This window comes from Microbacterium sp. ISL-59 (assembly GCF_018613945.1).
GTDB classification, from domain to species: domain Bacteria; phylum Actinomycetota; class Actinomycetes; order Actinomycetales; family Microbacteriaceae; genus Microbacterium; species Microbacterium oxydans_B.
Genome location: NZ_JAGGPG010000001.1, coordinates 684,445 through 704,715, shown reverse-complemented (window position 1 = coordinate 704,715; position 20,271 = coordinate 684,445). Strand labels below are relative to the sequence as shown.

The window sequence follows — 20,271 nt, the reverse complement described above, 5'->3', positions numbered from 1 at the left end:
CCAAGGGGCGTCCGGGTCAGATGCCCAGTGCGGTCCTCGTCGCCGAGTCGGAGCGCTTGCGCAGCGCCGTGATGGACATGGTCCCGACGGCGGCGATCACGGCGGCGCCGAGCACGCTCGCGAGCCACAGCCAGATGCTGTCCTCGCCGACGCCCAGCCACTGCAGGCCCGTGTAGAGGATCGCCGATGCGGCCGTCGCGATGGCGGGGGCGAGGACGACCCCGCGCAGCTCGCGGTCACCGATCAGGAAGTGCACCGCGATTCCCAGCGCGCACGCCCCGACGAGTGCGAGGAGGATATACATCGTCGGATCAGGCGACGAAGCCGACGCGGCGCGATTCCTCGGTGCCCAGCTCGATGTAGGCGAGGTTCGCGGTCGGGACGATGTACGAGTTGCCCTTCACATCGGCGAAGCTCACGTGCGTCGAGTTCTGCTCCAGCGCCGTGGCGACCTGGGTGCGGACCTCGTCCGCGCTCGCGCCGGTGTCGAAGCTCAGTTCACGGCCGGTGTTGATGATGCCGATGCGGATTTCCACGCGTGCTCCTTGAAGTTCGGGGACTGGCCCAACTCTACCCCGCGCGCCTCGGGCCGGATCGGCCGACCGCGGTGGTTTCGCCCTGAGCGCACAGGCGAGGACGCACGCCGATGTCCGCGCGTCCGGATAGCGTGGAGGACATGACATCGGATGCCGCGCAGCGAGCTGTGATCGCCGCGGAGCCGTCGGCATCGGGCGTCATCATCGGCGCACCGGGAACGGGGAAGACCCGCACCCTCGTCGACCGTGTGGTGCATCTGCTCGACGCGCAGGGGCTGCGACCCGAAGAGGTCCTCGCGCTCACCCCGAGTCGTCAGGCGGCGACGGCGCTGCGAGATCGCATCGGCGTGCGCATCGGTCAGGCCACCCCCGGCCCGTTGGCGCGGTCACTCGGGTCCTTCGCCTTCCAGCTGGTCCGCGGAGCGATGGTGCGAGAGGGCGCGGAACCGCCCGCGCTGCTCACCGGCGCAGACCAGGACCGTATCATCGCGGAGCTCCTCGCCGGTGACACGGAAGACGGGCGCATCCCCTGGCCGGATGCCCTCAGCGCCTCGGTTCGCGCATCGAAGGGATTCCGCTCCGAGCTTCGGGCGTTCCTGGCGGAGTGCACCGAGATCGGTGTCCACCCCGACGAGCTCCGAGCGTCGGGCAACGATGTGTGGGCCGCGGCGGCCGAGTTCCTGGTCGAGTATCGGACGGTGCTCGATGCGCTGCGTTCTGCGCACCGCGACGCGGCCGATCTCCTGAGCGAGGCGAGCACGATCCTGCAGGGGGCCGACGCCGCGACGCTCGGCCCTCTGGCGCCCCTGCGCGTGGTGCTGATCGACGACGCGCAGGAGCTCACCCGCGGCGGGATCGCCATGGTCCGGAGCCTGCGTGGCCGCGGCATCGCCGTTCTGGCGTTCGGCGACCCCGACATCTCGTCCGGTTCCTTCCGCGGAGCGAGCCCTGAGCTGTTCGCCCAGCTCGCGGGCGCGCTCGGAGATGTGCATGTGCTCGACGGTGCACATCGCCAGCAGCCGGCGCTCACCGCCCTCACGCGGACCGTGACGCAGGCGATCGGTGTCTCCGGCAGGGTGGAGCATCGACGTGCTCCCGTGCCGGTGACAGCGGAGGAGATCGACGCCCGGGTCTCGACCTTCGTCGCCCCCTCGCCCTACGAGGAGCTCGATCGCATCGCCGGTGTGATGCGGGAATGGCATCTCGCCGAGGGGATCCGCTGGGACCGGATGGCCGTCATCGCCCACGACACCCGACAGGTGACGACCCTCGAGACCGAGCTCGCCGCCCGGGAGATACCCACCAGGGCCGCCGGAGTGCAGCGTCCGCTCGGCAGCGAGGGCATCGTGCGAGACATCGTCGGCATCGTCCGGCTGGCGCTGACCCCGACGGAGGAGCGCACATCCGAAGCGCTCGAAGAGGCCATGCGCACCCCGTTCGGGGGGATGGACGCGATCGGACTGCGGCGACTCCGCGCGCGGCTCCGACACGTCGAGCTCGAGCAGGGCGGCGCGACCCCCGCGCGAGAGCTGCTGCGGCAGGCCATGGCCAATCCGTCGCACCTGACCCTCATCGACGCGCCGGAGTCGCGCACGGCCGAGCGCTTCGCCGAGACGATCGAGGCCACGGCCAGAGCGGCCGCTCAGGGGGAGACGATCCACGATCTGCTGTGGCGGGTGTGGGACCAGGCCCGCGCCGTGGACGGTCGTCGGCTGCAGGTCGCCTGGCGAGAGATCTCGCAGGTGCCGACCGGCGCCGAGACGGCGCGCTCACTCGACGCCCTCGTCGCGCTCTTCGATGCGGCGAAGAGGTTCGTCGAGCGCACTCCCAACGAGAAGCCGCACACCTTCGTGCGCGACATCCTCGACAGCGAAGTCCCCGAGGATTCGCTGTCGACTCCCGACCGCCCGGGCAGGGTCACGCTCCTGACCCCGGCGACCGCGCTCGGAACGGAGTTCGACGCGGTGGTCGTCGCGGGGGTGCAGGACGGCATCTGGCCGAACGTGCGCTTGCGCGGCGGACTGCTGCAGACGTGGCGGCTGGCAGATGCGATGCACGCGGCTCGCACCGGTATCAGCACCGAGCCCGCGGGTGTGCTGGATCGCCGGCGAGCGGCACTCCACGACGAACTCCGGCTGTTCGTCCGCGCGGTCTCGCGTGCGCGCGATCGCCTTCTGATCACGGCGGTCGACGACGACGATCTCACGCCGAGTCCCTTCTTCGGGTTCCTGCCGGCCCCGGAACCACCGGAACGCCACGCGTCAGCCGAGCATCCTCTCACCCTGCGCGGACTGGTCGCACGGCATCGACGCAGCCTCACCACCGCCCACGCGGAGTCGCTCAGACGCGACGCCGCCGGGCAGCTCGCCGTGCTCGCCCGGGAGGGGGTGCCCGGGTCCGATCCGGCCGAGTGGTACGGAATCACCCCCGCGTCGAGCGACGCCCCACTCCGAGATCTCGCGGTCACGGGTGCGCGGGTCTCGCCGTCGAAGATGGAGTCGTATGAGGAGTGCGGCCTCAACTGGGTCGTCTCGGCGCTCGGCGGCGATACGGTGATGCCGCCGACCGCCGGGATCGGCACGATCGTGCACGAAGCGATGGAGCGCGTTCCCGACGGCGACCTGGAGCGGATGCGGGCGATCGTCGAGGAGCACTGGCCCGAGCTCGACTTCGAGACCGAGTGGATCGGCCGCAAGGAGCGGCGGCGTGCCGACGTGCTCGTGAACCGCCTGCACACCTATCTCGGCGATGTGCGGCGCGAGGGCGGCCGCGTGATCGGCAGCGAGATGGAGTTCCGCTTCGCCGTCGACGTGGCGCCGGATGCGGAGGGCGAAGCCGTGCCGACCGTGCATCCGGTGGGGGAAGACCGGGCGAATCAGGCCGCCATCCATGGGTACATCGACCGGGTCGAGGCCTATCCGCCGGCGGCCGGCGAGCATTCCCACGCCCGCGGGCGCGGCTGGGAGCCGATGTCGGGCGGTCAAGAAGGCCCGGTGGTCGTCGTCGATCTGAAGACCGGGAAGAACGACCCGGAATCCGACTCCGGCGTCGTCGAGCACGCGCAGCTGGCCGCCTATCAGGTCGCGGTCCAGGAGGGGCTCGTCGAGGGTGCTCCGCCGACGTCGCTGGCGGGGGCGCGGCTCGTGATCGTCTCGAAGACGCTTTCCAAGAGCGACTATCGCATCGCGCATCAGCACACGCTGAGTGACGAATCGCGCTCCGCCTTCTTGCGGAGGGTGTCGGATGCCGCGCGCGGCATGTCGGCATCGAGCTTCACCGCGCAGGTGGAGTCGCACTGTGCGGACACCCAGCGCCGCGTGCATCCGTGTCGCATCCACACGGTGCCGGCGGTGAGCTCGTGACCGCGTGGAGCGGTGGCGAGGGGATCTCCGCCACCGATATCGCCGCCGCGCTCGGTCAGCCGTCGCCCACACCTGCGCAGCAGCGCGTGATCGAGGCGCCACCCGAGCCCGCGCTCGTCGTCGCCGGCGCCGGCAGCGGCAAGACCGAGACGATGTCGGGGCGCGTGGTGTGGCTGGTCGCGAACGGACACGTGCGGCGAGACGAGATCCTCGGTCTGACGTTCACCAGGAAGGCGGCGGGCGAGCTCGCAGAACGGATCGGACACCGGCTCGCGGTCATCGACGAGTACGGACGCCGAGGTCTTCTGCCGCACGTGCCCGAGATCGTGCGCGCGGGGGCACTGCGTCGTGTCGACGAGGCGGTGCCGGGCCGCCAGCGCGAGCTCGTGCGCGCGCACGTGCTCGATGAGCTTGCCGCGCACCACGGCACCGGGTGGGATCCGGCGACGCCTCGATCGGCCGAAGACCTCATGGTCCGGCCGCGCGTCTCGACGTACAACGCGTTCGCCGACGGCATCGTCCGCGAACACGCGGCGCGGATCGGCCGGGATCCCGACGTCGCCATGCTCAGCCAGGCAGCCTCGTGGATGCTGGCGCGCGAGGTCGTCCTCCGCAGCGATCTTCCCGAGCTGGAGAACATCGACTACGCGCTCGCCACGATCATCGACGCGGTGCAGCGGCTCGCGGGCGACGCCCTCGATCATCGCGTCGACCTCGACCTGGCCGAGCGGATCGCGGGGGAGCAGGCGCTGGCGTTCGAGCCGTATCGCGGCAATGCCGATGTCGAGAAGGCGGCGGTCAACCTGCTCAGTCTGCCGACGATCGCACGCCTGGTGCGCGACTACATCGATGCGAAGCAACGCCGTGGCGTGCTGGACTTCGCCGATCAGGTCAGTGGCGCCTACGACATCGTCGAGTCCGCTCCCGACGTCCGCGCTGAACTCCGTGAGCAGCATCGCGTCGTGCTCCTCGACGAGTACCAGGACACCTCGGTGATCCAGACGCGCTTCCTCGCCGAGCTCTTCCGTGATTCCGCGGTGATGGCGGTCGGCGACCCGCACCAGTCCATCTACGGCTGGCGCGGTGCGAGCGCCGACAACCTGTACGCCTTCTCGGGAACCTTCTCGGGAACGGGAACAGCGACGACGTACAGCCTCATGACGAGCTGGCGGAACGACCGGGGCATCCTCGACATCGCGAACCGGGTGCTCGAGCCGCTGCAGCGGCCGGGGCTCGATGTCCCGCCGCTCGAACCCCGCCCCGGAGCGGGCGAAGGCACGGTCACCGTGAGATTCCCGTTCACTGTCGACGAGGAGGCCGCAGCCGTCGCGGATTGGTTCGTCGAGCGGCGGGCGGAACACGAAGCGCGTGCGGGCGGCGCGGGCCACACAACGATTCCCCACACCGGTGCGATCCTGTTCCGCTCCAAACGGCACATGCAGACCTTCGCGGCGGCGCTCGCCGGCCGCGGCGTCCCGCACCGTATCCTCGGCCTCGGTGGACTCCTCGCGACACCGGAGGTCGTCGACGTCGTCTCGACCCTTCGCGTCGTGCACGACCCCACCGCGGGGTCTGCGCTGATTCGCCTGCTCACCGGCCCCCGGTTCGGCGTCGGCGTCGCCGACATGGCGGCCCTCTATGACCTGGGGCGTACTCTGTCCGAGCGCGACACCGCGATGGCGCCCCTCCCTGAAGAAGTGCGGGCACGGCTGCGATCTTCCCGCGGCGCGGACGAGGCGGTGTCGATCATCGACGCGGTCGACGTGGTGCGCGCGGTGCGCGACGACTACCGGTTGCTCGAATCGATCACCCCCGACGGGCGGGCGCGGGTCAGAGCAGCGGGGGAGATGCTGGAACGGCTCCGACGCGCCTCGTCGCAGCCGATCCCGGAGCTGATCCGACTCATCGAGCTCGAACTCCGCCTGGACATCGAGCTCGCGGCCAACGAGACGAGGGGCCCCGCACGTATCGCGGCCACGCAGCTGCGTGCCTTCGCCGACGAGGTGCGGGCGTTCCTCGCGGCCGACGAGCGGGGGAGCATCGGCAGCCTGCTCGCCTGGCTCGACAAGGCCGAGAGCACGGATGAGCTGATGCCGCGGCCCGAGCCGCCGGAGGCGGGTGTCGTGCAGCTGCTCACCATCCACGGGTCCAAGGGACTCGAGTGGGATGCAGTCGCCGTGGTCCGGCTGGTGGCCGACGAGCTTCCGAGCAGGGTCTCCGACACCTCTGGCTGGTTCGGGTTCGGCGTCGTGCCGTTCGCCCTGCGGGGTGACCGGGACGCGTTGCCGCGGTTCGAGTGGGACCCCGTCGAGGCCATGGGCGGCGAGGCCGATCCCGCGAAGAGGCAGAAGCTCGCGCAGGCCTCGCTCTCGGGCGGTGCGACGAAAGCGAACCCGCACGGGGGCGCGCTCAAGCGGTTCAAGGACGCCTACCGTGCGTACCAGCAGCAGGAAGAGCGGCGCCTCGCCTACGTCGCGGTCACCCGTGCGCGGACGGATCTGCTTCTCAGCGGTGCGCACTGGGCCGGTCAGAAGGCCCCGCGCACGCCGAGTCCCTTCCTCATCGAGGCGATCGAGGTGCGTGGCCTCGAGCCGATCGAGACGGTGGACCCGGACGACAATCCGTACGACGGTCCCGGGTCCACGCTTCGCTGGCCGCTCGATCCGCTGGGAGCGCGGAGGGCGGTCGTCTCCGCAGCCGCCACGTCTGTCGAGGAGGCGATGCGGGCCGGGACGGCCGAGCCGACGATCGAGCTCGAGCGTCTGCTGGCCGAGCGCGCGGCCCGCCAGCGCGGGACCGATGCCGAGGCCCCGACGCGTGTGCCCGCCTCACGATTCAAGGACTACGTGACCGATTTCTCGGGAACGCTGTCGTCGATCGTGCGCCCCATGCCGGAACGCCCCTATCGGCAGACGCGCCTCGGCACCCTGTTCCACGCCTGGGTCGAGCAGCGGTCCGAGCTCGTCGGAGTCGGCAGTCGCGTCGACGAGGCGCTCTGGGAGATCGACGAGGACGAGACCGGGCCGGATCCCGTCCGAGAAGGCTCGGGCGCGTCAGCCGACGCGGCCGACCTCGCTGCCCTGCAGGAGACCTTCGAGCGCAGCGAATGGGGCGCGCTGAAGCCGATCGCCGTGGAAATCGAGATCGATTTCGCCCTCGGGTCCGGACTGCCTGAGGCGGAACACCGGGGTGGGGCCCACATCGTGATCTGCAAGCTCGACGCGGTGTACCGGCGCGCCGACCGCGGCGACCGAATCGAGATCGTCGACTGGAAGACCGGTCGGGCGCCGCGCACACCACAGGAGCGCGACGAGCGGATGCTGCAGCTCGCGCTCTACCGCCTGGCCTATCATCGGCGATTCGAGGTGCCGCTCGACGACATCGACGTGGCGTTGTACTACGTGGCGGACGATCTGATCATCCGCGGCGACCGCGTCTATTCGGAGGAAGAGCTCTTCCAGCGCTGGAGTGCCGCTCGCGCGGCGCGCTGAGCCTCATCGGAGTCTTCCCCGTCGTCGTCGGTGTCCTCGCGCGGGGCGAGGGGGTGCGAGTCCTCGCGTGCTCCGGCGGCGCCGCTGGTGCCGGCGAACAGGCTCGCGACGCCCGAGAGGTCTTCGGTCTCGATGTTCAGCATCTCCGCCCGGTGCGCGCTCTCGTCGGGGCGACGGCCGGTTTCGGTTCTGGTGCTCGGGAGCCGGTCGTGCGATGCGGTCTCGGTCTGCGCCGGGTCCGACTCGTCGGGGGTGTTCGCCCACAGCTCCTCCGGGTTGTACGCATCGGTGTGCATCGACGTGTCGATCTCCGCGGCGGCGTCTTGGGGAACACGGTCGAGGGCGTCGAGGGCGGAGTCGACGCCGACGCCGCGAGAGTCGATGAGGTTGAGGTCGTCGTCGCGGATACCTTCGGCGAGTGCCTCCAGCAGGGCGGCGGCATCGTCGACGATGTCCGGGCGGCGCATCGAATCGCCGTGCACCAGCCACCGGGCGAATTCCAGCTCGGCGAGCAGGCGCGCCCGCACCTCGAGGCCGCTGTCGGGTGCGCGGTCGACAGCACGGGCGTATGACGCGTGCACGTCGGCGGCGGCGTCCGGGGCCGCCGAGAGCCAGGAGAGATCGAGGGCCGGATCGCCGACGGAGAGTCCATGCCATCCGAGCAGTCCGACCACTTCGGGGCCGCGCTCGGGGTCGTCTTCGAACAGGAACGAGGTCGCCTGGACGCCGCCCAGGATGACGGTGGACTCGAAACGCCACAGCTCGTCGTCGGCGACGGCATCGCGCCAGCGCACCGTGAGTCGGGCGGGAACGCGGCCGGTGGCAGCGGCCGTGTCGATCAGGCGATCCAGTTCCGCGCGGCTCTCCTCGGCGCTGCGAGTGGCGAGCCCTGCACCCCGGACGACCGATGTCGGCAGGCCGTGCACGGCGGCGATCGACGAGCCCATGGATTCGGCGGCGCCACGCCCGGCCGGCACCAGCGCGGCTTCGATCTGGAACCCGGGGAGGAGTTCGGTCACGAGGGCGCGTGCGTCGCCGAGTCGGGTCTCGCCGATGTAGGCGGGAGCGCGGAAGGGGAGCATCGCCCGTGCGCCGTCGGTCAGTGCGCGCAACGCGAGTGCCTCGGCAGCGAGCTCACGCGCGGTGTCGTCATCGTCTGCGACACGGATCGCGAGCTCACGGCCGTCGGCGAGCGAGGCCACCGCCGAGTCGAACCGCGCGTCGCCGTCCGCGCTCAAGCTCCGGGCGCCGGTGACCTCCGCCCCGGGCAGTGCGGCGGTCACTGCCGCGGCTAGAGTGAATGGAGAGCGTCCCATGCCCCCAGGGTAGGTGGGCTCAGGGGCGGTCCCGCCTCCGCCACGCCCGTGAAAGAGGGAGTCGATGACCATTCAGCGCCCGTCCCTCGACCGTGCAGCCGAACTCCGCGACGAGCCGGACGTCGTAGACCGCCTCCGTGACGACCCGGCCACCCGGGTGGTGGTCGTCCGCGAGGGGCGTGTCCGAGTCGTCGATTCGACACTCCTGCGGGTCCCCGCCGACACCGTGGTCGAGGCGACCTGGGCTCTCCTCGGCCGCGACGCCGACGGCACCGTTCTGCTCCTCGCCGCTGCCCCGCCCGAGACCGATGCGCTCGACACCGCACCCGATGAGGTCTGGCTCGGACTGCGTGATCTCGGCGGTCGCATCGACGGGCAGGAGACGGAGTTGCTCACCGGTGCCATCGCGCTCGCCGGGTGGCTCCGCGATGCACCGTTCTGCCCCACCTGCGGGGGCGGCACCGAACTGCGCAACGGCGGATGGTCGCGACGCTGCCTGGTCTGCGGGCGGGAGCACTTCCCGCGCACGGATCCGGCCGTGATCGTCGCCGTCGAGAGCCGTGACGGGGAACGCCTGCTGCTCGGCGCCAATGCGAACTGGGGAGGCCGCATGTACTCGTGCTTCGCCGGCTTCACCGAGGCGGGGGAGTCGCTGGAATCGACCGTCCACCGCGAGATCGAGGAGGAGTCCGGCGTGCGCCTGTCGTCGCTGCGCTACATCTCATCGCAGGCGTGGCCGTTCCCACGTTCGCTCATGGTGGGGTTCCGCGCCGTCGTCGACGACGAGTCCGCGGCGCTCGCAGACGGCGAGGAGATCATCGATGTGCGGTGGTTCACGCGCGCCGAGATCGGTTCTGCCCTCGCCGGAGACGGTCCGGTCGGGCTTCCGGGTCACGCGTCGATCGCCCGCGCACTGATCGTCGACTGGTACGAGGATCACGCGTGAGTGCACTCGATGCCCTCGATGAGCGGCAGCGGGCTGCAGCATCCGTCCTTCGCGGGCCCGTCGTGGTGCTTGCCGGAGCCGGCACCGGCAAGACGCGTGTCATCACGCATCGCATCGCGCACGGTGTCGACACCGGGGCGTACTCGCCGTCGCGCGTCATGGCCGTCACCTTCACTGCCAAGGCGGCCGGCGAACTGCGGGGGCGGCTGCGGGCGCTCGGCGTCGAGGGCGTCGCCGCTCGGACCTTCCACGCGACAGCTCTCGCGCAACTCAACTTCTTCTGGCCGACGCTCGCCGGCTCGCCTGCGCCGTCGATCATCGACAACAAGGTGCGGTTGCTGGGGCAGGCCGCGGATGCGATCCGGCTCCGCCCGAGCACGGCCACCCTTCGGGACATCGCCTCCGAGATCGAATGGCGCAAGGTCTCGATGCTCTCGATCGAGCAGTACGCCGCGCTCGGGCGTCCGATCAGCGGCGTCGACGCCGGTCAACTGGTCGAGCTCATGCGCGGCTACGAAGCGCTGAAGGACGATCGCCGTCAACTCGACTTCGAGGATGTGCTGCTCGCGTGCGCCGGCATGTTGGAGGCGGAGCCGCGGGTCGCTGCATCCGTCCACGAGCAGTACCGTCACTTCACGGTCGACGAGTTCCAAGACGTCTCGCCGCTGCAGAACAGGCTGCTGGAGCTGTGGCTCGGGGACCGGCACGACATCTGCGTCGTCGGCGACGCCAGCCAGACCATCTACTCCTTCGCCGGGGCGGAGCAGCGGTTCCTGCTCGAGTTCGAGCGTCGTCATCCCGACGCCACGGTCGTGCGGCTCGAGACGAACTACCGCTCCCAGCCCCCCATCCTCACCGTCGCGAATGCGCTGATGCAGGGTCGTCCCGGCGCGCTGGAACTCATGCCGGCGCGAGAGCAGTTCACCGCCGACGCCCCCACCGTCACCGCGTACGACACCGAGGGCGAAGAGGCCGCGGGCATCGCCGCAGCCATCTCCGCGCAGATCGCGGCGGGAGCATCCCCTTCGGAGATCGCCGTGCTGTATCGAGCGCATGCGCAGTCCGCGATGCTGCAACAGGCCCTCGCCGCGGAGGGCATCGCAACCACGGTGCTGGGCGGGACCCGCTTCTTCTCGATGCCCGAGGTGCGCCAGGCGATCCTGGCGCTGCGTGCCGCGGCGGTGGCGCCCACCGAGCAGGGGTTCCTGCCCGGGGTGCAGCGGGTGCTGCGCGAGCTCGGATTGACCGAAGAGCCGCCGGCGGCCGGCGGGGCCCAGCGCGGCGGCTGGGAGGCGCGACGCGCCATCCTGCGGCTCGCCGAGGAGGCGGGGCCGGACGCGACCCTGCGCAGCTTCAGCGACGCGCTGATGGCGCGGGCGAAAGACCAGCACGAACCCACGATGCGGACGGTGACCCTCTCGACCCTGCACGCAGCGAAGGGCCTGGAATGGCCTCATGTGCATCTCGCCGGCTGGGCCGAGGGCTCACTCCCGATCTCCTACGCGACGACTTTCGAGTCGGTCGACGAAGAGCGTCGTCTGGCCTACGTGGGCGTCACGCGGGCCGCGCGAACGCTCTCGTTGTCCTGGTCGAGATCGGCAGGACGGGGGGAACGTGCTCCGTCGAGGTTCCTCGCTGAGATGGGGACCACAGCCCGCGGCACCGGCATTCTTCGTGAAATGTCACCGAACGCCACACGCGGGAACCGTCCGCGCTGACGCGCACCACGCGCCCGTCAGCGCGTCGGTCGCCTGCGAGGAGCAGGGCTGCGAGGCGTCCGGCCTCGGCGGCCTGCGCGGCGCGGATCGGGCCGGGGTCACGGTCGATCATCTGGGTGTGCAGCAGCGGCCAGGCCGGGTCGAGCTCGGTGGCGTGCGCATCGCGGCAGGCGAGGCAGGCGGATTCACCGGGGACCACCAGCGGCCCGATGGTCACCCTGCCCGGTTCGAAGGAGACGGGCAGATGCGGGGTGTCTTCGCGCAGGTGGCGCGCGAACTGCAGAGCTGCAGCGGCGCCTTGCACGAGCACGACGCCCACTCCCGGTCGGTGACCGTGGTCGACGAGGGAGACTCCCTCATCGGTGAGCGCCTCCCGAATGCGGTATTCGCTGCGCCCGTCGTCGATGCCGATGCTCTCGACCCAGGCCGGGCGGAGCGTGGTGGGCTCATCGAGGAGAACCGGCTCCAGGCGCGCGAGCAGAGCCCTGGCTGCTTCGCGCGGTGCGCCGGCAGCGTGCGCGATCACGTCGAACGACCCGCGGCGGAAACTCGTGCGCAGGCGGCTGAGGAGGAGCTCCACCCAGGCGGCGTCCGCCTCGATGCGCAGTCCGTCGCCGTCGCCGAGCTGCAGTGTGTGCTCGTCCCGCCACAGCAGCGGTGCGCTGGGGTCGAGGCGCGTGAGGATCGGCGGTGTGAGAGGCATCTCTCCGATTCTGGAGGGACACCGGAGGCCGCAGGGTGCTGTCGAGGCATCCGTGGACAACTGCCGCGCGTGTCCCCGACGGGGGAGGAGAGGTGCTGACACCCTTCGCCCACGTCGAGGTCTGGTCCTCAGACCGGGCGGTCCCCCTCCGGGGCGGCGTCGCCATCGTCCCCGGCATCGTCGTCCGCGCCGTCGGCCGGTGCCTCTTCCGAGAAGTCGTCGCCGTCGAGCAGGCGGGCGAGCGCCTCGTCGAACTCGTCCGCGACGGGCTGTTCGCCGCGTTCGACCGCCTGCAACCGGGCGACGAGGGCGCTCGGATCGTCGATGTCCTCGGCCGTCGGCATCAGGTCGGGGTAGTCCCAGAGGGAGTCGCGGGCGCTGATGCCGACGGCATCCGTCACCGCCTGCCACATCGCGGACGCTTCGCGCATGCGCCGTGGTCGCAGCTTCAGTCCGACCAGCGCACCGAGCGCGTCCTCGGCGGGTCCGCCCACTGCGCGGCGGCGACGGGCGGCCTCGGCGATCCGTGCGCCGTCCGGCAGGCGGGACGTGGCCTGTGCGGTCACCACGTCGACCCAGCCGTCGATCGTCGCGATGAGGTTCTCGAGCCGGGTCAGGGCCTCGCGCTGCGCTTCGCTCTGCACGGGCAGGAGCGCGCCACCCTCGATGGCCGCGCGCAGCTCCTCAGGATCGGAGGGGTCCAATCGGCTCGCGACATCTTCGAGAGCGTCCACGTCGACGGTCACCCCCCGAGCGAAGTCCGTGATCTGGGCCATCACGTGCAGGTGCAGCCACTTCGCGTGCCGGTAGAGCCGGGCGTAGGCGAGCTCCCGGGTGGCGAGATAGAGCGCGATCTGGTCTTCCGGGATCTCGAGGCCATCACCGAATGCCGTGAGGTTCTGGGGGATGACGGCGGCCGTGCCGGCGGGGAGCACGGGGATCCCGACGTCGCCTCCGGAGACGACCTCGAGCGACAGGTTGCCGAGCACCTGGCCGAACTGGGCGGCGAACACCGAGCCGCCGAGCCCGCGCATGAGCTTGCCCGCGCCCTGGACGACGCTGCGCATCTCCTCGGGGACCTGCATGTCGAGCGCGGAGGTGAGCGCGTCGGCGATGCTGGTCGACACCGGGTCGGCGATCTCCTTCCACACCGGCAGCGTCTTCTCGACCCATTCCCCGCGGGTCATCGCGGTGGGCGCCTCGGAGAGCTCGGAGATCGTGGTGGCTTCGCCGAGCCACAGGTTCGCGAGGGAGAAGGAATCCGCGAGCGACGTGCGGGCGCCGTCGGTGACGCCCTGGCCATCGCGGTTGGCGATGAACAGGGCCTGCCGCAGCGCGTTCTCCCACGGGTCGCCACCGAACGCGCCCTGGAGCTGCGACATGATCGTCTGCATCATCGCGGGGTCGAGGGTGAAGCCGTCCATGCCTTCGAAGGCGCCCCGAAGCGCCTCGGGGTCGATGTCGCCACCGCCCTGATTCGCGAGCATCCTTCGCAGGAACTCCTGGAAGTCCTCGGGGGTGGGGTCGTTGTCTGCCATGTCGCTCGCCTCTCAGCAGGTCTGAAGCCGTGGCCTCTACGCTAGTCACAGGTTTCTGCGCGCGAACCCGATGCGGGCAGATCGGTGTACGCCGCCCGCGAACGACGGAGGAATGCAGTGGATCGAACGCGGTCTGGAAAGCTCGGACTCGGAGTCTGGGCGCTGATCGTCGCACTCGTCGCCCTGGTCGTGCTGACGTTCCTGCCGTCGCCGTACGTGATCCAGCGGCCGGGTCCGGTCTACGACACCCTCGGCACCGCGACGGACAAGGAGGGCGACGAGGTTCCCCTGATCAAGGTCGAAGGCGCCGAGACGTTCGAGACGGCGGGCACCCTCGACCTCACCACCGTGCAGGTCGTCGGCAATCGCGAGCGCACCCCGAGCTGGTTCGAGCTGGCGCTGGCCTGGATGGACTCGTCGCGCGCTGTCGTGCCGCTGGATTCGGTCTTCCCCGAGGGGGTCACGACGGAGCAGCGCGACGAGCGCAACGCCACGCTGATGGTCGACTCACAGCACGAGGCGACGGCGGCCGCACTCAACGAGCTCGGCTACGACACGGGCGCAGAGGTCGTCGTCGTGGAGGCGGTCGCCGACACTCCAGCCGACGGCACGCTCGAGGCCGACGACGTGATCACCGCGATCGACGGCACGGCCGTCGAGTCGGCGACGGAGCTGCGGACCGCGATCCAGAAGGCCGGGGGAGACCCGGTGACGCTCACGGTGCTGCGAGACGGCAAGGAGCAGAGCGTCGAGGTGACGCCGGAGGAACACACCGAGGGGGGAGTGACGACCTGGCTCATCGGCGTCACACTCCGCACCGACTACGACTTCGAGATCGACGTCACGATCCAGCTCGACAACGTCGGCGGACCGAGCGCCGGGATGATGTTCGCGCTCGGGATCATCGACACCCTCACCGAGGGCGAGCTCAACGGCGGGGAGAACGTGGCCGGCACCGGCACGATCGACGCCGCCGGCACAGTCGGGCCGATCGGCGGGATCCGACAGAAGCTGTACGGTGCGCGTGACGCCGGAGCGGAGTACTTCCTCGCCCCGGAGGCCAACTGCGACGAGGTCGTCGGGCACGTTCCCGACGGGCTGCAGGTGATCCGCACGGCCACGCTCGACGAGTCGCTCGCGGCGCTCGAGGTCATCGCGGACGACGGCGACGTCGCTTCGCTGCCCACCTGCGAACGCGTCGCCGGCTGATCCGCGGGAGCGGCCGTGACCTCGCCGTGATCGGGATGACAGCCCGCGCACAGTGAGCGATGCCTAGGATGGAAGGGTGACCTCACCCTCAGCATCGAATCCGGCCACGCCTCGAACGTCCCGACGTATTCTCGGCATCTCCCTGGTGATCATCGCCGCCTTGATCGCGGTGTTCTTCGTGTTCGCCTCCCTGTACACCGAGTTCCTGTGGTTCGATCAGGTGGGCTTCACGGGGGTGCTCACCACACAGTGGATCGCCACGGCGGTGATGTTCGTCGTCGGCTTCCTCGGGATGGCCGTGCCGCTGTTCGTCGCCATCCAGCTCGCCTACCGGCTGCGCCCGGTCTATGTGCGACTCAGCTCGCAACTGGACCGGTACCAGGAGGTCATCGAACCCCTGCGCCGTCTGGCGATGTGGGGCATGCCGATCTTCTTCGGACTGTTCGCCGGCTTCGCCGCCGCGGGGCAGTGGAAGACCGTGTGGCTCTGGGCCAACGGTGTCGCCACGTCGAGTGTCGACCCGCAGTTCGGCATCGACACCGGCTTCTACATGTTCGCGATGCCGTTCTACTCGATCCTGCTCGCCTTCGTGTCGGCCGTTCTGCTGCTCTCGCTGCTCGTCACCGCTCTCGTGTCGTACCTCTACGGCTCGGTGCGCATCGGCCAGGGTGAGCTGCGCATCTCCAAGCCCGCTCGCATCCAGCTCGCCGTCATCGCGGGGCTCTACCTGCTTGTGCAGGCGGCGAGCCTCTGGCTCGACCAGTACAAGACGCTGGTGCAGCCCGACGACCGCATCACCGGTGCCGCGTACACGGGAGTCAACGCGACCATCCCCGGCCTCGCGATCCTCGCCATCATCGCCGGTGTCGTCGCGATCCTCTTCTTCGTCACGGCCGTCATCGGCCGCTGGCGCTTCCCGCTCGCGGCCACGGCACTGCTGATCGTGGCCGCCCTGGTCGTCGGAGTCGGCTACCCCTGGGTGGTCACCACCTTCCAGGTGAAGCCGAACCAGAACGCCTACCAGGCCGAGTACTACCAGCGGAACATCGACGGCACGAAGGAGGCGTACGGGGTCGCGAACCTCGAGACGACGCCTTTCGCCGCCAAGACCGACGCCGAGGCCGGCCAGCTGCGCGCCGACGCGGAGACCACGGCGTCCACGCGCATCATGGACCCGAAGGTCATCCCGCCGACGGTCCGCCAGCTCGAGCAGTACCGCGGGTACTACCAGTTCCAGAAGACGATGGACGTCGACCGGTACGAGATCGACGGCAAGATGCAGGACACCGTGGTGTCGGTGCGCGACCTCGACATGTCCGGGCTCGGCGACGGAGACAACTGGAACAACCGGGTCGCGGTCTACACCCACGGCTACGGCCTCGTCGCGGCTGCGGGCAACCAGCGCACCACCGACGGCGAGCCCGTGTTCCTCGAGCGCGGCATCCCCACGTCCGGCTTCCTGTCGGACCGTGAGAACTTCGAGCCGCGTGTCTACTTCGGCGAGAACTCGCCCGAGTACTCGATCGTCGGGGCTCCCGACGGATCCGAGCCCGCAGAGATCGACTACCCGCGCGGCAAGGACGGCTCGAGCGAGACGAAGACCACGTTCGAGGGGAGCGGTGGTCCGCAGATCGGTGACACGTTCACGAAGCTGCTCTACGCGCTCAAGTTCCAGTCGGAGCAGATCCTGTTCTCCAACCTGGTGAACGAGGAGTCGCAGATCCTGTACGACCGCGACCCGAAGACGCGCGTGCAGAAGGTCGCTCCGTACCTCGAGCTCGACAGCGACCCGTACCCGAGCGTGGTGGACGGCCGGATCGTGTGGATCGTCGACGGTTATACGACCAGCTCGACCTACCCGTACTCGACGAGCGTCAGCCTGTCCGACGCGATCGCGGACTCCAACGTCCCGTCGCCGACGCTCGCCATCGACGACATCAACTACATCCGCAACTCGGTGAAGGCCACGGTCGACGCCTACGACGGCTCCGTCACGCTCTACGCGTGGGATGACGAAGACCCGGTGCTCAAGACCTGGCAGAAGATCTACCCGTCGACCCTGAAGCCGATCAGCGACATGTCGGGCGAGCTCATGAGTCACGTGCGCTACCCGACCGACCTGTTCAAGGTGCAGCGCGACGTCCTCGGCGTCTACCACGTCGACAAGGCCGGCTCGTTCGCCCAGCAGGACAACCGGTGGCAGACGCCGAACGACCCGCGCAGCGAGGCGATGCTGCAGCCGCCGTACTACCTGACGATGCAGATGCCCGGCCAGGATTCGCCGCGGTTCTCGATGTTCTCGACGTTCATCCCGAACTCGCAGGGCGCGGGTGGTAGCCGTGATGTACTGATGGGCTACCTCGCGGTGGACTCGGATGCCGGTTCCGAGAAGGGCAAGAAGGCAGAGGGCTACGGCCAGCTGCGCATGCTCGAGATCGACACCGACACGACAGTTCCTGGCCCCGGTCAGGTGCAGAACACGTACAACTCCGATACGTCGGTGGTCCCGCAGCTCAACCTGCTCCAGCAGGGTGAGTCCGAGGTGATCTACGGCAACCTGCTGACGCTGCCCGTCGGTGGCGGTCTGCTGTACGTGCAGCCCGTCTACGTGCAGTCGTCCGAGGGGACGCAGCTGCCACGACTCCAGAAGGTGCTCGTCGCCTTCGGTGACCGGGTCGCGTTCGAGAACACCCTCACCGAGGCGCTCGACACCCTCTTCGGCGGTGACTCCGGTGCGACCGGTGGCGATGACGAGGTCGAACCCACCGGACCAGGCACCGAGGACCCGGAGACCGGAGAGACGCCGACAGAGCCCACGCAGCCGACGAATGCCGAGGCGGACGCCCTGGCCTCTGCACAGGAGGCCCTGATTGATCGCGAGGCGGCACTGAAGGCCGGCGACCTCGCCAAGTTCGCCGAGGCGGACGAGCGCCTCACCGCAGCGGTCGAGAAGCTCCTGCAGTTGGAGTCCGCGGCGGGGGAGTGATCACTCCCTCTTCACGGTGAAAGAGAATGGGCGCCCCCTCGAGGGCGCCCATTCTCGTCTCCGGCCGACGTGGATCGACGAATTCATCGGGGAAGTCGACCTCGTCCGGGAAAATCGAAAGGCCCTCTGACCTGGATTTCTCCGAGTCAGAGGGCCTTTCATTTGTTGCGGGGACAGGATTTGAACCTGCGACCTCCGGGTTATGAGCCCGGCGAGCTACCGAACTGCTCCACCCCGCGGCACAAGAAGTAACTTATCACGGATCCCGGGGCCCGGCCAATCGGGGCCGCCCTGCGCGACGCCCCGGGCGTGTCGATGCGAGAGGATGGGGATATGCCTGAGACCCCTGCCGTCGCCGTCGCCGTGTGTCAGTTCGCGCCGACAGCTTCCCGAGCCGACAACCTCGCGCAGATCGCGGAGCTGACCGCCGACGCTGCCGCCCGGGGCGCGAAGCTGATCGTCTTCCCCGAGTACTCGAGCTACTTCGTCGACCCGATGGACGACACCCTCGCCGCGAATGCGGAAGATCTCGACGGCGAGTTCGTCGAGACGCTGACCGCGCTGGCCGCCGACCGCGCGGTGGTGATCGTCGCCGGCCTCGTCGAGCGTGCCTCCGATGGACATCGAGTGCGGAACACGGTCGTGGCGGTCCGCGGCGACGGCATCCTCGCCGTCTATCGCAAACAGCATCTCTACGACGCCTTCGGGCAGACCGAGTCCGACTGGATCGAGGCCGGAGACGTGGGGGAGGCCGCGACGTTCGAGCTCGGCGGTCTCCGGTTCGGACTCATGACCTGCTACGACCTGAGGTTCCCTGAAGTCGCCCGGTCGCTCGTAGATGCGCAGGCCGACGTCCTGGTCGTCCCCGCCGAGTGGGTCAGAGGACCGCTCAAGGAGCACCACTGGACGACGCTGCTCGCCGCACGGGCGATCGAGAACACCGTCTACGTGGTCGCGGCCGATCACCCGACGCCGATCGGCGTCGGCCACTCGCAGATCATCGACCCGCAGGGCGTGGTTCTGGCGGGGGTCGGGACAGCCCCCGGCATCGCGGTCGCGGTCGTGGAGGCCGCGGCGATCGAGCGGGTGCGACGGAGCAATCCCTCGCTGCGTGTGCGGAGGTACGCGGTCGTACCGCGCTGAGGGCGGGTTCCGCTGCGGGGGAGAGCCGGTCAGGCGGAGAACCGCGCCAGACGCGAAGCCGCCTCCTCGAGCACATCGACGCGCTTGCAGGCGGCGAAGCGCACCAGACCCGCGTACTCATGCCGGCGGGGCTCGGAGACGAACGCCGTCAGAGGGATCGCCACGACTCCAGCGCGCTCCGGCAGGGTACGGCAGAATGCTGCGGCATCCGTGCCTCCGAGCGCCGTCGCATCCGCCACCGTGAAGTAGCCGCCCTGCGGGGCGTACACGGTGAACCCGGCAGTGCGCAGCCCATCGCCGAGGATCTCGTGCTTGCGGGCGAGCGTCGCCGCAGCATCCGTGAAGTACGAATCGGGCAGCCGGAGCCCGACGGCGACAGCAGGCTGGAAGGCCGAGCCGTTCACATACGTGAGGTACTGCTTCACGGTGAGGACGGCGGTGATGAGGTCGGCGGGCCCGTGGACCCAGCCGATCTTCCATCCCGTCGCGGAGAAGGTCTTGCCTGCCGAGGAGATCGTGAGGGTGCGCTCGGCCGCTCCGGGGAGCGTGGCGATCGGCGTGTGCGGCGCGTGGAACGCGAGGTGCTCGTAGACCTCGTCGGTGACGATGACGGCATCGTGCCGCGTGGCGAGCCGGACGATCTCCTCGAGAACGTCGCGTCCGAAGACCGCACCCGTCGGATTGTGCGGATCGTTGACGAGGATGATCCGGGTGCGATCGGTCACGCTGGCGGCGAGCTGATCGAGGTCGGGCTGGAAGTCGGGAGCGCGGAGGGGAACAGTGCGTAGTCGCGCGCCCGCCAGCGCCACCGCCGCCGCGTACGAGTCGTAGTACGGCTCGAAGACGACCACTTCGTCGTCGGGGCCGTCGATTAGCGCGAGCAGCGTCGCCGTCAGTGCCTCGGTCGCTCCGGCCGTCACGATCACTTCGCCGGCCGGGTCCACATCGAGACCGTAGAAGCGCCGCTGATGCTCGCTGATGGCGGCGAGCAGGTCGGGGATGCCGCGCCCCGGCGGATACTGATTGGCGCCGTGCGCGATCGCGCTCCGGGCGGCTTCGAGCACCTCCGCCGGCCCGTCCTCGTCGGGGAAGCCCTGTCCGAGATTGATCGCCCCGGTACGGGCTGCTGCTGCGGACATCTCTGCGAAGATGGTGGGCGCGACGGTTCCGTCTGCGGCGAGCAGACCTGCACCGGCCGCCGTGCGCCGCCATGCGCCGGGAATGACACTCATGAAGAACAGGCTAAGGCCATAGCTGAAACTCATCCTCGACATAAGGAACACACAGACACAGGCGTCATTCTGAAGTGGTCGTTGAAGGAGC

12 protein-coding genes and 1 tRNA gene are annotated in these 20,271 nt (G+C 69.7%); 7 read left to right on the top strand and 6 right to left on the bottom strand.

The genetic code is table 11. From position 1 onward, the window contains the following. Positions 1–16: 16 nt before the first annotated feature. A complete protein-coding gene (locus J7E45_RS03350; protein ID WP_215067025.1) occupies positions 17–304 on the bottom strand; it encodes a hypothetical protein in 288 nt (95 codons plus the stop codon). A gap of 7 nt (positions 305–311) precedes the next feature. Next, positions 312–536 carry a DUF3107 domain-containing protein gene (locus J7E45_RS03345; protein WP_091034081.1) on the bottom strand — a complete coding sequence of 75 codons (225 nt, stop codon included), beginning with the start codon at positions 534–536 and terminating at the stop codon, positions 312–314. 140 nt (positions 537–676) lie between these two features. On the opposite strand from J7E45_RS03345, the gene J7E45_RS03340 reads away from it, so the two are divergent. Further along, positions 677–3,898 (top strand): ATP-dependent DNA helicase, encoded by a 3,222-nt coding sequence (locus J7E45_RS03340; RefSeq protein WP_215067023.1) that lies wholly within the window; start codon positions 677–679, stop codon positions 3,896–3,898. Next, the gene (locus J7E45_RS03335; protein ID WP_308162049.1) at positions 3,862–7,389 is read left to right on the top strand and encodes an ATP-dependent DNA helicase; all 3,528 of its coding nucleotides are present in this window, start codon (positions 3,862–3,864) and stop codon (positions 7,387–7,389) included. The genes J7E45_RS03340 and J7E45_RS03335 overlap by 37 nt, the downstream gene beginning before the upstream one ends. On the opposite strand, the gene J7E45_RS03330 is transcribed toward J7E45_RS03335, so the two are convergent. Further along, positions 7,335–8,705, bottom strand: coding sequence for a hypothetical protein (locus J7E45_RS03330; RefSeq protein WP_251053364.1), 1,371 nt, complete (start codon positions 8,703–8,705; stop codon positions 7,335–7,337). The genes J7E45_RS03335 and J7E45_RS03330 overlap by 55 nt on opposite strands. Before the next feature lie 64 nt (positions 8,706–8,769). Here J7E45_RS03330 and nudC point away from each other — a divergent pair, with 64 nt between their 5' ends. Continuing rightward, positions 8,770–9,651 (top strand): NAD(+) diphosphatase, encoded by an 882-nt coding sequence (gene nudC, locus J7E45_RS03325; RefSeq protein WP_215067021.1) that lies wholly within the window; start codon positions 8,770–8,772, stop codon positions 9,649–9,651. Beyond that, complete coding sequence (locus J7E45_RS03320) at positions 9,648–11,369, top strand: ATP-dependent helicase (RefSeq protein ID WP_215067019.1); 1,722 nt, start codon at positions 9,648–9,650, stop codon at positions 11,367–11,369. The genes nudC and J7E45_RS03320 overlap by 4 nt, the downstream gene beginning before the upstream one ends. 831 nt (positions 11,370–12,200) lie before the next feature. On the opposite strand, the gene J7E45_RS03315 is transcribed toward J7E45_RS03320, so the two are convergent. Then, on the bottom strand, positions 12,201–13,610 hold the full coding sequence (locus J7E45_RS03315; protein WP_215067017.1) for a zinc-dependent metalloprotease: 1,410 nt from the start codon (positions 13,608–13,610) through the stop codon (positions 12,201–12,203). Positions 13,611–13,727: 117 nt separating this feature from the next. Here J7E45_RS03315 and J7E45_RS03310 point away from each other — a divergent pair, with 117 nt between their 5' ends. Continuing rightward, entirely contained in the window at positions 13,728–14,819 is a 1,092-nt protein-coding gene (locus J7E45_RS03310; RefSeq protein ID WP_091034069.1) for a PDZ domain-containing protein, read from the top strand. Positions 14,820–14,895: 76 nt separating this feature from the next. Next, positions 14,896–17,805: a UPF0182 family protein gene (locus J7E45_RS03305; protein WP_215067015.1), complete on the top strand. Its 2,910-nt coding sequence runs from the start codon at positions 14,896–14,898 to the stop codon at positions 17,803–17,805. 165 nt (positions 17,806–17,970) lie between these two features. On the opposite strand, the gene J7E45_RS03300 is transcribed toward J7E45_RS03305, so the two are convergent. Next, a tRNA-Met gene (locus J7E45_RS03300) sits at positions 17,971–18,044 on the bottom strand. Positions 18,045–18,138: 94 nt separating this feature from the next. Here J7E45_RS03300 and J7E45_RS03295 point away from each other — a divergent pair. Further along, positions 18,139–18,948 (top strand): carbon-nitrogen hydrolase family protein, encoded by an 810-nt coding sequence (locus J7E45_RS03295; RefSeq protein ID WP_091034064.1) that lies wholly within the window; start codon positions 18,139–18,141, stop codon positions 18,946–18,948. Between the two features lie 29 nt (positions 18,949–18,977). Here the strand turns inward: J7E45_RS03295 and J7E45_RS03290 are convergent, their stop codons facing one another. Continuing rightward, a complete protein-coding gene (locus J7E45_RS03290) occupies positions 18,978–20,180 on the bottom strand; it encodes an aminotransferase class I/II-fold pyridoxal phosphate-dependent enzyme (protein WP_215067013.1) in 1,203 nt (400 codons plus the stop codon). Positions 20,181–20,271: the final 91 nt, after the last annotated feature.

Coding starts and splice junctions, on each gene's coding strand:
- J7E45_RS03340 (WP_215067023.1), top strand. CDS start 677: ATGACATCGGATGCCGCGCAGCGAGCTGTGATCGCCGCGGAGCCGTCG.
- J7E45_RS03290 (WP_215067013.1), bottom strand. CDS start 20,180: ATGAGTGTCATTCCCGGCGCATGGCGGCGCACGGCGGCCGGTGCAGGT.
- J7E45_RS03295 (WP_091034064.1), top strand. CDS start 18,139: ATGCCTGAGACCCCTGCCGTCGCCGTCGCCGTGTGTCAGTTCGCGCCG.
- J7E45_RS03330 (WP_251053364.1), bottom strand. CDS start 8,705: ATGGGACGCTCTCCATTCACTCTAGCCGCGGCAGTGACCGCCGCACTG.
- J7E45_RS03350 (WP_215067025.1), bottom strand. CDS start 304: ATGTATATCCTCCTCGCACTCGTCGGGGCGTGCGCGCTGGGAATCGCG.
- nudC (WP_215067021.1), top strand. CDS start 8,770: ATGACCATTCAGCGCCCGTCCCTCGACCGTGCAGCCGAACTCCGCGAC.
- J7E45_RS03315 (WP_215067017.1), bottom strand. CDS start 13,610: ATGGCAGACAACGACCCCACCCCCGAGGACTTCCAGGAGTTCCTGCGA.